The 14,027-nt window shown below is 71.0% G+C and carries 7 protein-coding genes; 4 read left to right on the top strand and 3 right to left on the bottom strand.

Annotation, left to right across the window (positions count from 1 at the left end):
- Positions 1 to 16: 16 nt before the first annotated feature.
- Both ACIQD6_RS27865 and ACIQD6_RS27860 read left to right on the top strand, forming a co-directional pair.
- Complete coding sequence (locus tag ACIQD6_RS27865) at positions 17 to 2,314, top strand: glycosyltransferase (protein WP_401887344.1); 2,298 nt, start codon at positions 17 to 19, stop codon at positions 2,312 to 2,314.
- Between the two features lie 41 nt (positions 2,315 to 2,355).
- A complete protein-coding gene (locus ACIQD6_RS27860) occupies positions 2,356 to 3,642 on the top strand; it encodes an acyltransferase family protein (protein ID WP_401887342.1) in 1,287 nt (428 codons plus the stop codon).
- A gap of 107 nt (positions 3,643 to 3,749) precedes the next feature.
- On the opposite strand, the gene ACIQD6_RS27855 is transcribed toward ACIQD6_RS27860, so the two are convergent.
- Entirely contained in the window at positions 3,750 to 4,847 is a 1,098-nt protein-coding gene (locus tag ACIQD6_RS27855) for an Lrp/AsnC family transcriptional regulator (RefSeq protein WP_401887339.1), read from the bottom strand.
- A gap of 151 nt (positions 4,848 to 4,998) precedes the next feature.
- Between ACIQD6_RS27855 and ACIQD6_RS27850 the strand changes: the two genes are divergently transcribed.
- Both ACIQD6_RS27850 and ACIQD6_RS27845 read left to right on the top strand, forming a co-directional pair.
- Positions 4,999 to 6,282 carry an amidohydrolase family protein gene (locus ACIQD6_RS27850; RefSeq protein ID WP_401887336.1) on the top strand — a complete coding sequence of 428 codons (1,284 nt, stop codon included), beginning with the start codon at positions 4,999 to 5,001 and terminating at the stop codon, positions 6,280 to 6,282.
- The gene (locus tag ACIQD6_RS27845) at positions 6,282 to 7,889 is read left to right on the top strand and encodes an AbgT family transporter (protein ID WP_401887333.1); all 1,608 of its coding nucleotides are present in this window, start codon (positions 6,282 to 6,284) and stop codon (positions 7,887 to 7,889) included. The genes ACIQD6_RS27850 and ACIQD6_RS27845 overlap by 1 nt, the downstream gene beginning before the upstream one ends.
- A 40-nt stretch (positions 7,890 to 7,929) precedes the next feature.
- On the opposite strand, the gene ACIQD6_RS27840 is transcribed toward ACIQD6_RS27845, so the two are convergent.
- Together ACIQD6_RS27840 and ACIQD6_RS27835 are read right to left on the bottom strand one after the other, a co-directional pair.
- Positions 7,930 to 12,231: a molybdopterin-dependent oxidoreductase gene (locus ACIQD6_RS27840; RefSeq protein ID WP_401887526.1), complete on the bottom strand. Its 4,302-nt coding sequence runs from the start codon at positions 12,229 to 12,231 to the stop codon at positions 7,930 to 7,932.
- A gap of 161 nt (positions 12,232 to 12,392) precedes the next feature.
- Positions 12,393 to 13,613: a Cmx/CmrA family chloramphenicol efflux MFS transporter gene (locus ACIQD6_RS27835; protein WP_401887331.1), complete on the bottom strand. Its 1,221-nt coding sequence runs from the start codon at positions 13,611 to 13,613 to the stop codon at positions 12,393 to 12,395.
- Positions 13,614 to 14,027 lie beyond the last annotated feature (414 nt).

Here is a 14,027-nt window from a genome sequence, read left to right as displayed (position 1 = left end):
GTCGACCGGACATGAGATGAGCCACGCCGAACCCGGTCAGGTCAACGCACAAGTACAGCAAGCCACCCCGGACGCGATCGTCGCCCTGAACGACGAGCGGGACGGGGTCGATGTGATCCGCGAGGTCCGCGCCGCCCCCGCCGGCCGGGCGCTGCCGCTGCTCATGGTCACCGCCAACCCCGGCTCGGCCGACGTGGTGGACATGCTCCGGCACGGGGCCGACGACTGCGTGGCGGACGGATCGGACGCGGTCGAGCTGTCGGCCCGAATAGAGGCCAAGCTGCGCCGGGTGCCCGTACCGGTCGAGAGCCTGCTCCTCGACCCGCGCACCGGCCTCTACTCCAGCCCGCACTTCCACGAGGAACTCGACCGGGAGTTCCAGCGCCCCGAGGCCAGCCGCCGCGGCGGCGTCATGGTCATGGTCGGCGTGGCCGAGATGGACGCCCTGGAAACCCGGCTCGGTCCGCGTGTGCGCCGCGAGGTCGCCGAGCGGCTGGCCGCCGTGGCGGAGAAGCTCGGCAGCCCGTGCGACCGGCTCGGCTGGGACGACGACGGCCACCTGCTCATGCTGATGCCCGGCATCGACGACGAGGGTGCGCGCCGCAGCCTCCAGCGATTCGCGAGTGCGGTGGCCGGTACCCGGTTCGTCGTCGCCGACGAGAACGTACGGCTGACACCCGCGATCGGGTGGACCCCGCTGGACGGATGCGCCGACCACACCCAGGCCGTCGAAAAGGCCCGGGACGCCGTCGACGAGGCGATCGGACACCGGGATCTGCGTCCGGTCATGTACGCGCCGTGGATGCGCGCGGCGCCGGTGCACCGGCGCCCGCGCCGCCTCGGCGGGGCCGTCCGCGCGCTGCTGTCCGCGGCGTCCCCGGTCGTGGTGCTGCTGATCGGGGTGGCCGTACCGTTCCTGCTGTACCAGCAGCTGTACCTGCTGGGCTGGGACCTCGGATCGGCCATGTACTGGGTCGTGGTGGCCGGGCTCGTGGTGTCCGCGGTGCTGATCGTGCTGGAGTGTGTGTACTCGCTCGACGCGACTCCCCGTCCCGACGGGCCGGGAACAGCGGACAGATCAGCCGCGTCCGACCGGCCCGGAACGCTCACCGCGACCGGTGGCGCCAAGGGGCAGGACCGCTCCGCCGGGCAGGAGGAGCGTCCCGAGCACCCCGGGCAGCCGTATCCGCCGGCCAGCGCGGTCATCGCCGCGTACCTGCCGAACGAGGCCGCCACCATCGTCGACACGGTCGAGTCCTTCCTGCGCCTGGACTATCCGAACGACCTGGAGATCATGCTGGCGTACAACACGCCGCACCCGCTGCCCGTCGAGGACACACTCCGCGAGATCGCACGCCGCGACCCGCGCCTGGTGCTGCTCCAGGTACAGGGCAGCACGTCCAAGGCACAGAACATCAACGCGGCGGTCACCCGCGTGCACGGCGAGATGGTCGGCATCTTCGACGCCGACCACCACCCGGCTCCGAACGCCTTCCAGCACGCCTGGCACTGGCTGTCGAACGGCTACGACGTCGTCCAGGGGCACTGTGTCATCCGTAACGGGGACAGCTCCTGGGTCGCGAAGCTGGTGGCCGTGGAGTTCGAGTCCATCTACGCGGTGAGCCACCCGGGCCGGACCCGGCTGTACGGATTCGGTGTGTTCGGCGGCTCCAACGGGTTCTGGCGCACCGACCTGCTGGCCCGGACCCGGATGCACGGGTCGATGCTGACCGAGGACATCGACTCCACCCTGCGCGCGCTGAACGAGGGCGCCCGCATCACCATGGACCGTACGCTCGTCTCGCAGGAACTCGCGCCCACCACACTGAAGTCGCTGTGGAACCAGCGTTCGCGCTGGGCCCAGGGCTGGCTCCAGGTCTCGCTCAAGCACCTGTGGCGCGGCCTGCGTTCGCCGGAGTTCACACCCCGCCAGAAACTGGGGCTCTTCGTCCTGCTCGGCTGGCGTGAGGTACAGCCGTGGCTGACACTCCAGATGCTGCCCATCATCGTGTTCTCGGCGTGGAAGGCGGGCGGTGTGACGGAGCTCGACTGGGCGGTGCCGGTCTGCCTGCTGGCGACACTGTTCACGCTGTCGGCCGGAGTGGTACAGGCCGCGTTCGCCTGGCGGCTCGCCGTACCGGAACTGCGGCGCCGCCGCAGCTGGTTCTGGCGGTACGTCTTCGTCACGACCTTCTTCTACACCCACTTCAAGAACATGCTGGCGCGCCAGGCGTGCCTGAAGGAGGCGTTGGGAGAACGGCAGTGGCGGGTCACACCCCGCGCCGCCGCGAAGAAGGGGGCGGACCGGTCGTGAGTACGTCAGCGGTGAACGCCTCAATCGTGAACGCGTCCGCGGTGAGTACACCGACGGTGAGCAAGCCGTCGTCCCGGCCCGGGGCCGAGTCGGGGTCGGCGTCCCCGCCCCGGCCCGGCAAGGCGTCTGCCGGTGCCACCGGTTCGGGGCCCGAGGGAGCACCGGCCCGCAGCAAGGCCCAGGAGATCCAGGGCTTCCGTGGTCTGGCCGCGCTGAGCACGGTCATCTTCCACGTATGGCAGCTGTACTACCGCTACGACGCGAACGGTTCCCACCCGCCGGTGGACAGCCCGTACGTGGGAGCGCTGCTCTCCCTGGAGGTGATCGACCTCTTCTTCGTGCTGTCCGCGTACCTGCTGACGCTGTCGTACGCGCGAGCCGCGATCGACGGCGGCTCCACACGCCCGGCCGGGGTGTTCCTGTTCCGACGGGCGATACGGATCGTGCCGCTGTACTTCACCGCGGTCCTGGTCGTGTGGTCGACCCGCAATTCGAGCCTGCCGGGCAACTGGCTGGATCTTGTCCAGCACCTCACCTTCACCCATGTGTTCAGCAAGGAACAGATCTTCTACACCCTGGGCCCGGTCTGGTCCCTGTCGCTGGAGGTCGTGTTCTACCTCGCGCTCGTCGTGCTCGGACCGCTCGCGGTACGGATCTGCCGGCCGATCCAGCGCCGGGGCGCCCGGGTTGCCGTGTGCGCGGCAGGCTGCCTGCTGCTGTTCGTCCTCCCGCTGATCTGGATCACGGTCGCCCACTACGGACTGGCGGTGCCGCACACCAACTGGCCCGTGTACTTCGGCCCGCAGGCCCGCTTCGGCGGCTTCGCCGCGGGCATGGGCCTGGCCGTGCTGATGGTCGCCCTCGGCGACCGGGGCAAGCTGCGGGCACGCTGGTCGGTGGCCCTCTCGGTGGTCGCGGCGGCGGGCGCGTACTACGTGTCGCTGGACTCGACAGCGGTGAACTTCACGTACACCTTCTACCACCCGCTCACCAGCCTGATGTGGGCGCTGCTGGTCTTCAGCACCATCCACGTGTCCCAACAGGTGCGCTGGCACAGCCTGTTGAGGGCGCGCTGGCTCACCTACATCGGGCTGGTCAGCTACAGCCTCTTCATCTGGCACGAGCCAGTCATGCTCCAGCTCCAGAAGACCGGGCTGCTGCCCGCCGATCAGGCGGCCTTCCCCCTGGCGGTGCTGGTCGTGCTGCTGGTCGCGCTCCCCGCGGCCGTGCTGAGCTACTGGGTCATCGAATACCCGTCCAGTCTGCTCGGCCGCCTCAAGGACCGCTCCGGGAAGCCGCGGGACTTCTACCCGGACGTCGCCCGGTAGGCCCGTAGGCCAGGCGGGAGTTCCGTCACACGCCGAAGGCCCTTCCGTACCCGCACTTCGCCGGGACGGAAGGGCCTTCGGCGTAAGGGCCTTAGAAAAGGGGGAGTTCAGGAAGGGCGGCGCGGGCCCTGTGGAAGGCGCAGCGGTACGACACCGACACAGCGCCCGTCCCGGTCCAGCAGCCGCCCCATGTGCTTGGCGGTACGCAGCACCACCGAACGGTCGTCGATGGCCAGCCGGGGCAGCCGACGGGACAGATGCGCCTCGAAGGCGTGCACGTCGGCCAGGGTGCGCAGCCAGACGTCGATCACCACGTTGTGCGGGCCCGCCGTGATCGAGCACGACCGTACCTCCTGCACCCCGGACAGCACTCCGACGGTCTCCTGGAGGTGCTGGGCCGGTACGGACGCGAAGTACACGGCGGACAGCGGCCATCCGGACAGGGGCCGGGCCAGGTCGCAGCGCAGCCGTACCCGTGACGCGAGCAGCGCCCCGAGCCTGCGCCGGACCGTGGTGAGGCCCCCGCCGGTCGCCGTCGCCAGGTCCGGTACCGACATCCGGCCGTCGGTACACAGCAGTTCCAGCAGCCGCGCGTCCAGGGCGTCCCCGCCGGGGGCGCTCCGCGCCTGTTCGGCCACCGTCGCGTCGGGAGGAGCCGACTCGTGCGGCCGGGCCTCTTCGAGCCGCGCGCACTGCGCCGCGTCGAGGCTGCGCAGCCGCCACCGGCTGCCCTCGGTGGGGACACCGGTCGCCACATGCGTACGGGTCGCCCGTACCCCCGGTGTGCCCCGGAACAGCAGGGTGGTCAGGCGGGCCAGTTCCTCCAGGCCGCCGGCCTGGACGGCGGCCACCAGATCCCGGCCGCCTGCCGTGAGCTTGACGTTCGCCACCGAGGGGTCGGCGGCCAGGGCCTTGGCCACGTCCTCCCCGATGCCGGGCTCCGTGTCGACCTCGACGATGCCGGTCACCACGATCCGGGGGTCGGAGAGCTGCGGATAGGCGGTCACCCAGGCCAGGCCCGCGTCCTCCAGCCGCTGCCAACGACGCGCCGCCGTCACCGGGTTGACCCCGAGCACCTCCCCGACCAGCGTCCAGGGGGCTCTCGGGTGGATCTGAAGCGCGTGCACCACGCCTCGGTCCAGCTCGTCCAGGACGGCGGGACCGGCCTGGTCCGGCCGGTGGGTGGCGGAAGACTGCATCTCCATGAGCGGCGTATCCCTGCGTATTCCGGTCCAATGGCGGCGGAAGCCTGCACGGTAACACGCGATTTACCTGTATCTCCGACACTCCTCGTACTCGGGGACACAGACTGCCCCGGGCCCGTATTCCTTTCACCTGAGGAGTGACACCGATCCCATGACGGATCCCCTGACGACCGACATCCCCAGGACCCCGCTGCGCGTCGAGAACGCGACCCTCATCGACGGCACCGGAGCGGCCCCCGTGGCCCCCGCCGTCGTCATGGCCGACGCCGACGGGACGATCACCTACGCGGGCCCCGCCGCGACGGCGCCGGCGGCGACGGACGCCGCACGGGTCATCGACGCCGGCGGCCGCACCGTACTGCCCGGCTTCTTCGACTGCCATGTGCACCTCGCGTACGCGCACGGCTCGCCGCCCAGCCGCCGGGCCGAACTCGACCCCGTTCTCGTCACGTTCGACACCGCGACCCGGCTGCGGCAGACCCTCGACGCGGGCATCACCTCCGCCCGTGACCTGGGCGGTCTGAGCGCGGGCTACCGCACCGCCGTCGAGAGCGGGCGGATCGTGGGCCCGCGGCTGCACACGGCCGTACGGATCATCAGCCACACCGGCGGCCACGCCGACCTGCGCATGCCCGACGGCACCGACCTCACCGCCGGGATGTCCGAGATCGCCGACACCGCGGACGAGTCGCGCCTGGCCGTACGCCGGGTGCTGCGCGAAGGCGCGGACCTGATCAAGGTCTGTGCCACCGGCGGCATGGGCAGCCCCTACGACCAGCCCGACGACGAGGGGCTCCTGGAGGAGGAGATCAGGGCCGTCGTCGATGAGGCCCGGCGCCACGGCGGCAAGCCGGTCGCCGCCCACGCCCAGGGCAACGCGGGCATCCTGAACGCCATCCGCGGCGGAGTCACCAGCGTCGAGCACGGCTACGGGCTGGACGACCCGGCCCTGGACCTGGCCGGGGAGCGGGGCGTCTTCGTCGTCCCGACGCTCTCCACGGTGTACGCGGGCATCAACAAGGCCACCATGCCCGCCTACCACTACGAGAAGAAGGTCCGCTGGTCCGGCATCACCAAGGAGAACATCGCCCGCGCCATCGAGCGCGGCGCCCGGATCGCGCTCGGCACCGACGCCGCGGTCGGCCCGCACGGGGTGAACCTGATGGAGCTCAGCTACCTGGTGGACCTGGGCATGGACCCCATGGCCGCCATCGTCGCCGGCACCCGCACCTCCGCCGAACTCCTCGGTGTGGCCGACCGGCTCGGCACGCTGGCCCCCGGCCGCACCGCCGACCTGGTGATCTGCGACGGCGACCCGCTCGCCGACATCGGGGTGCTCGGTGATCCCGCCAACATCCTGTGCGTCGTCCAGGACGGGATCATCCGCAAGGACCTCCTGCTCCCGGCCGCACCCCCAACCGGCAAGGAGTCCTGATGCCCTCACTGGCCGATCCCGCCACCCAGGGCGGCGGGCCCCCGGACCGGGGCGCCCCGGACCACGACCCCTCCGGCACCGGACGGCCCGGACGGCTCGACCGCGTACTCTCCGTGATCGAGCGGGCGGGCAACGCGCTGCCCAACCCCATCGCCCTGTTCGCGTCGCTCTTCGCGGTCCTGGCCGCCGTCTCCACGGCGCTCGCCCTCGCGGGCGTCTCCGTCACCGTCCCCGGCACCGACGAGACCAAGGACATCAACGGGCTTTTCAGCGGCGCGGGCCTGCGCTGGCTGCTGGAGAACCTGATCCCCAACTTCGCGACCTTCCCGCCCATCGCGGCCGTGCTGGTCATGATCATGGCGGTCGGGCTCGCGGAGAAGGCCGGCCTGCTGGAGACCGTGATGCGGGCCACCCTGGCCCGCGCCCCCCGCTCCGTACTGCCGTACGCCGTGGCTCTGATCGCCTGCCAGGCCCACATGATGAGCGACGTCGCCTCCATCGTGCTCCCACCGCTCGCGGCCATGGTCTTCAAGAGCGCGGGCCGCCACCCTGTCGCGGGCCTCATCGGCGGCTTCGCCTGCGTCGGCGCCGGCTACGCCGCCGGGTTCACCATCGGCTCGCTCGACGCCCTCTACGTCGGCATCACCCAGCAGGCGGCCTCCGTCCTGCCGGCCGCCGACGGACTCGACATCCACCTGCTCATCAACTACTTCTTCACCGCGTCCAGCAGCATCGTCCTCGGAATGCTCGGCGGATTCCTGATCAGCCGCGTCCTCGAACCGCGCCTCGGCACCTACCGCCCGGCCGACGACGAGCCCGAGCACGAGAGCCTGACCCTCACCCCAGCGCAGCGCCGGGGACTGCTCCGCACCGGCCTCGTCCTGGCCGTGTACGCGGCGGCCGTTCTCGTCCTGTGGCTGCCTTCCGGGGCTCCACTGCGGGGTGAGGGCGGCGCCTTCGTACCCTCGCCGGTCCTCAGCGGCATCGTCCCGGTCCTGTTCGGCGCCTTCCTGCTGGCCGGACTCACCTACGGCTACACGGTCAAGGCCCTGTCCGGCACCGAGGACGTCGTCACGGCCATGGCCGACTCGGTCAGGAACATGGCGGGCTATGTCGTCCTGATGTTCGTCGCCGCGCAGGTCATCGCCGTCTTCAACTGGTCCAACGTCGGTGTGCTGCTGGCGGTGAAGGCCGCCGCGCTGCTCAACTCCATCGGCCTCACCGGCTTCTGGGCCATTGTCGCGTTCGTCCTGCTGGTCGCCTGCCTCAACCTTTTCATCGTCTCCGGGTCGGCCCTCTGGTCCCTGGTCGGGCCCGTGTTCGTACCGGCGTTCATGCTGCTCGGCATGACCCCGGCACTCAGCCAGGCCGCCTTCCGTATCGGCGACTCCGCCACCGGCATCATCACGCCGATGAACCCCTACGTCTTCCTCCTGCTGGCCATGCTCCGCCGCTACGAACCGGACGCCCGCCTCGGCACACTCATCTCCCGGCTCGCCGTGTTCGTCGTGCCGTTCCTGGTGGTGTGGCTGGCGATCCTCGGCATCTTCTACGGATTCGGCCTGCCGCTGGGGCCGGGGGCCGGCATCGAGATGCCCGGCCGCTGAGGGGTCCTCGTGGAAGGGGCGGCCGGGCGGTCCGGCCGGGTCAGTACACGTCGCGGGCGTAGCGCTTGTCGGCGGAGAGCTGTTTGACGTACAGGGCCGCCGCGTCCTCGTCCAGGCCGCCATGGGCGACCGCGATGTCTCGCAGCGCGCGGTCGACGTCCTTGGCCATCCGGGAGGCGTCGCCGCAGACATAGAAGTGGGCGCCGTCCTGGAGCCAGGACCACAACTGGGCGCCGTGTTCCCGCATCCGGTCCTGGACGTAGACCTTGGCGCGCTGGTCGCGGGAGAAGGCGGTGTCCAGCCGGGTCAGGGTGCCTTCGCGGCGCAACTCGTCCAGCTCCTCCTCGTAGTAGAAGTCGGTGGCGCGTCGCTGTTCGCCGAAGAAGAGCCAGTTGGGGGCCTGGTGGCCACGTGCGCGCCGCTCGTCGAGGAAGCCGACGAAGGGGGCGACTCCCGTACCGGGGCCCACCATCACCATGGGAGTGGCCGGGTCGGCCGGTGGGCGGAAATGGGCCGAGCGCTGGACGTGGACCGGCACCGGGCTGCCGGGAGCGGCGTCGGCGAGGAAGGCCGACGCGACGCCCTTGCGCGGTCGGCCCCGGTGGTTGTCGTACCGGACGACGGAGACCGTCAGACCGATACGGTTCGGGTCGGTCAGCGGGCTCGACGATATGGAGTAGAGGCGCGGCTGGAGGCGTTTGAAGCAGGCGGCCCATTCGGCGGCCCCGGCGCGGACAGGGTGTTCGGCGATGATGTCGACGGCCTGCCGGCCCCAGGTCCACTGGGCCAACTCGCCCTTGTTGTCCGGGCGGAGGAGCTTCTTGACCGTACGGTCGTGGGTGCGTTCGGCGACCAGGCGCAGCAGGTCGGGGGTGATCTTCGCGATGTCCAGATGGCGGTGCAGGGCTTCGCCGAGCGGCACTGACCCGAGGCCCGGGACCTCGATCGCGGCGCCGGGGTCGAGGCCGGTCACCGCCAGCCACTCCGCGACCAGGTCCGGGCAGTTCAGCGGCTGTACGCCGAGCGCGTCCCCGGCCTCGTAGACGAGCGGGGCGTCGCTGTCGCCGGTGTCGAACGTGAACCGGCGTACCTCCTTGCCGGCCCCGGGGAGGCTGAGCAGCCGGTTGCCCGCCAGCCGGGCGGTGGCGGGCGCGGCCTTGGAGGGGCGAGCGGGCGCTGGTGGCGTCTGTGTCTGTGTCTGTGCCGGGACGGATGATGAGGCGGGAGTGTTGGTGGCCGGTCCCGCCGATGTGTTCAGAGCGGTGAGCACCTGGTCGAGCCACTGCCCGGCAGGCTGTTCGTAGTCCGGTTCGCAGTCGGTACGGGGGACCAGGCGGACGGCGCCCAGTTCTTCGAGCCGCTCGTCGATACGGCGGCCATGGCCGCAGAAGTCGTCGTACGAGGAGTCGCCGAGGGCGAGAACGGCGTATCGTACGCCGTCCAGCCGGGGGAGGTCCGGCGCGCTGAGGGTCGCCCAGAACCGGGAGCCGTTGTCGGGAGCGTCGCCGTCACCGAACGTGCTGGTGACGATGAGCAGGTCGGCGCCGCGCGGCAGGGCGTCCGGCGCGCCGTCGTCCATGCTGAGGAGCCGCGCCTCCCGGCCGTCGTCGGCCAGCCGTCGCGCGGTGGCGGCCGCCACCTCTTCGGCGTTGCCTGTCTGGGAGGCCCACAGGATGACGACCTCGCGTCCGGGCGTGGCACCGGAGGGTCCGTCGGCGGGCCGGGGGGAGGCGGGCGCGGGAGATCCCGGTGCGGTGCCGGGGACGGGTCCGGCGGGGGAGCGGGAGAACATCCCGGCCAGGACCCCGTCGACCCAGAGGGCGCGATCCGGGGCGAGGGGCGCGTGCGGGGGCAGCACCGGCGTACCGGAAGCCCGGGCCCCGGGCCCGGCTCCGGACGCGTTGTCGAGTCCCTTGCCGAGTCCGTCACCGAGTCCGGCGGCGCCCATCCCCGCGAGGAAACCGGACAGGTAGCGGCGTTCCTCGTCCGTCAGCACCGGCGGTGTCGCGTCGGCGATCCCGAACAGTCCGGCCAGCACCGCCATCGAGCCGCCTGCGCCTGTGGTGCCTGGGGCGGTATCACTGTCGACCCCGGCTCCTGTCCCGGCCTCGGACTCGTCTCCCGTACGCGACGCCTGCGGCGCAGCCGCGACCCGCGTCAACGACACGGCGCAGACCTTGAATTCGGGCTGGAAGGAGACCGGATCGACGGCATCGCTGGTGACCGCGTTGACGCTGAGGTACTCGCCGTACAGATCGTTCCAGTGGAAGGGAGCGAAGCAGTTCCCCGGCCGTACGCGGTCGGTCACCACGGCCGGCAGCACCGCCCGGCCCCGCCGGGAGGCGACCTCGACGCGGTCGCCCTCCGCGATCCCCATCGCGTCCGCGTCCTGGGGGTGGATCTCCACGAAGGGGCCGGGGTTGAGCTTGTTCAGCTTGGCGATCCTGCCGGTCTTGGTCAGGGTGTGCCACTGGTGCTGGAGCCGGCCGGTGTTCAGGACGTACGGGTAGTCGTCGTCGGGCATCTCGGCCGCCGGCACATGCGGGCGGGGGAAGAACACGGCGCGGCCGGAGGCGGTGGGGAAGACCAGCCGGGGCCGGGTCCCGTCCGCACGCTCGGTCAGGGTCTGGCTGACACCGTCGTTGAGATACCTGACCGGGTTGCGGTCCGGGCCGTCCACGGACGCGCTGGGCCACTGCACGGGGGTGCCGCGCAGCCGCTCGTACGTCACCCCGCGCAGGTCGTAGCCGGTCTTCGGGTTCCAGGCGCGCTTGATCTCCTCGAAGATCTCCTCGGCGCTGCCGTAGTCGAACGCGTCCTCGAAGCCCATCTCGCAGGCGATCCGCGCGATGATCCGCCAGTCCGGCCAGGCCTCACCCGGCGGATCCACGGCCTGCCGGCTGAGCGTGAGATTGCGCTCCGAGTTGATGATCACGCCCTCGGACTCCGCCCACAGGGCCGCGGGCAGGACGACATCGGCGTAGGCGTTGGTCTCGGTCTCGGCGAAGACGTCCTGGGTGATGACCAGTTCCGCCGCCTCCAGGCCCTCGATGACGGTCCTGCGGTTGGCCACCGAAGCGACGGGGTTGGTGCACATGATCCAGCACGCCTTGATGTCCCCGTCCGCCATCCGCCGGAACATCTCCACGGTGCCTTTGCCGGACCCGTCCGCGCGCACCGTCCCGGGCCCGACGCCCCACAGGTCCTCGACGAAGGCCCGGTCCTCGTCCACCAGCACCGATCGCTGGCCCGGCAGGCCCGGCCCCATATAGCCCATCTCGCGACCGCCCATGGCGTTGGGCTGTCCGGTCAGCGAGAACGGGCCGCTGCCGGGACGGCAGATCGCCCCGGTCGCCAGATGCAGGTTGACCAGCGCGTTGGTGTTCCAGGTGCCGTGAGTGCTCTGGTTCAGGCCCATGGTCCAGCAGCTCATCCACTCGCCCGCGGCGCCGATCGTCCGGGCGGCCTCGCGGATGTCGGACTCCGGGATGCCGGTGATCTCCGCGACCGTGCCGGGTGAGTAGTCCTGGAGGAAGGCGGGCATGGCCTCCCAGCCCTCGGTGTGCTCCGCGATGAAGACCGGGTCGGTGTGACCGTTCTCGACCAGCAGCCGCAGCAGTCCGTTGAGCAGCGCCAGGTCCGTACCCGGCTTGATCTGGAGGAACAGATCGGCCTTGGCGGCGGTGGCCGTGCGCCGGGGATCGACCACGATCAGCTTCGCGCCCGCCTTGACCCGCTCCATGAGGCGCAGGAAGAGGATGGGGTGGCAGTCGGCCATGTTGGAGCCGATGACGAGGAAGACATCGGCGTGCTCGAAGTCCTGGTACGAGCCGGGCGGGCCGTCCGCGCCGAGCGACAGCTTGTAGCCGCTGCCCGCACTGGCCATGCACAGCCGGGAGTTGGACTCGATCTGGTTGGTGCGGACGAAGCCCTTGGCCAGTTTGTTCGCCAGGTACTGCGCCTCCAGCGTCAGCTGGCCGGACACGTAGAAGGAGAGGGCGTCCGGGCCGTGCCGGTCGAGGACGGCGCGTAGCCGCCGTGCCGTCTCCTTGATCGCGGCGTCCATGGCGAGGGACGCCGGCTCGGCGCCGCGCTCCGGCCGTACCGACGCGGTCGTCAGCCGTCCGGTGGCCGCGAGCAGGTCGGCGCTCGTCGCGCCCTTGGTGCACAGCCTGCCGCCGTTGGCTGGGTGCGCCTTGTCGCCGGACGCCTTGCGGACGGTCCGCCGGCCGTGGGCGCCCGTGCTGACATCGAGGAGGATCCCGCAGCCGACACCGCAGTACGAGCAGACGGTCCGCACCTGGGCTGCGGTGCTCTCGGCCTGCTGGTTCGGTGCGGTCACGGGTGCGGTCACGGGCGGCCTCTTTCGCGCTCGGACGGTCACGGCCCAGGCCGGATCGCCTGGGCCGTGACTCTTCCATCGGATGTGCGTTCGGATTTCGTCGTCGGACGCGTATGCGGGTACTCGGCCCCTGACCCTACGAAATACCGGTTACCCAGGTGTCACGTCCGGCGAGTGTGAGTGGTTACGGCCCCTGCACAGTGGTCCTGACCCGGGCGTGAGGACCGGCGCCGTACCGCTCGCGCCACACTCGCGGCGGCCAGAGCCAGAGCCAGCGCCACCAGCAGGGCGCTGACCCACAGGGGCGAGCGGAAACCGAGCCCCGCCGAGATCGCGATTCCACCGAGCCAGGGACCGATCGCGCCGCCGACGTTGAAAGCGGCCGTGGCGAGCCCGCCGGCCAGGGTCGGTGCCCCGGTCGCCGCGTAGAGGGCCCGCGCGATCAACGTGGACCCGACGGCGAAGGAGAGGGCTCCCTGGACGAAGACGAGAACGACCGCCGCCGCCGGGTTCCCGGCCGTGACCGCGAACACGATCCAGCCGATGAGCAGTGCCACCCCGCCGGTCACCAGGAACGGGACCGGCCGTACGTCGGCGCTCCGGCCGCCCACGGCGACACCCACGAACGAACCCAGACCGAACAGCGCCAGCAGCGCGGGGATCCATCCGGAGCCGAGCCCGGTGACGGTGGTCAGCAGGGGCGTGAGGTACGTGAACGTACAGAACGTCGCACCGTTCACCAGGGCGCCCAGCAGCAGTGTCACCAGGAGGCGCGGACCGCGCAGGGCCCGCAACTCCTTGCGCGCGCTCGGGCCGACGGACCCGGGGGAGTCGGGAGAGCCGGTCGGCACCGCCCGCAGAATCGCGAAGACGGCCGGTACCGACACGACGGCCACCGCCCAGAACGCCGAGCGCCAGCCCCACAGTTGACCGAGCAGCGCACCGGCGGGGACGCCCGCCACACAGGCGACGGTGACGCCACCGAGCAGGGCCGAGGTGGCGCGGCCCTTGGCGTTCGGCTCGACCATCGCGGTCGCGGTCACCAGGGCCACCGCCAGGAACCCGGCGTTGGCCAGCGCCCCGACGACCCGGGTGACCAGCAGGACCCCGAAGCTGGTGGTGACCGCGCCGAGGACATGGACGAGCAGGAAGGTGACCAGAAAGAACAGCAGCGAGTGACGTCGCGACCAGCGCAGACTCAGGATCGCCATCAGGGGCGCCCCGATGACCATCCCGACCGCGAACGCCGAGGTCAGATACCCCGAAACCGGGATGGATACGTGCAGGTCGCGTGCGATGTCCGGGCCGAGGCCGGACAACATGAACTCGGACGTTCCCATGGCGAAGACCGCCAGTCCGAGCAGGTACAGAGCGAAGGGCATGACAGAACTCCCGCAGCCACGTGAGGAATCGAGAAACTTCGACACGAACGGGCCGGGCAACACACCCGGCAGTGACATCGCGAAGGCGACACACAGCGGTGGTGGAACACAGCCCGTACTACGGCGATCCGGTGGCGGCGCTCAGCGCTCAGCGACTGCGCCGCACCGCGCCCGTGGCCTCATGGGCGGGGGCGGGGAATGCGACGCGACAACGCGAGGAGGCCACCGGACGACCGGTGGCTAGAGTCTTGATGCCTCGGGACTGGACACAGCGGCAGTGTAGTCGAACGCCGACGAGGTGTCGGTTCCGGTAGGTAATACGGTGGTTGAGCAGGCCGGACGTACGGAGATCTCGGCCCGCACAGGGCATACCGCACACGGCACACCGAAAGCGGCGGCCGCACACCGCCGAGC

It is taken from the genome of Streptomyces sp. NPDC088400 (genome assembly GCF_044753355.1).
Classification (GTDB): domain Bacteria; phylum Actinomycetota; class Actinomycetes; order Streptomycetales; family Streptomycetaceae; genus Streptomyces.
The sequence above is the reverse complement of the archived record's forward strand: the minus strand, read 5'-3'. Positions and strand labels throughout refer to the sequence as shown.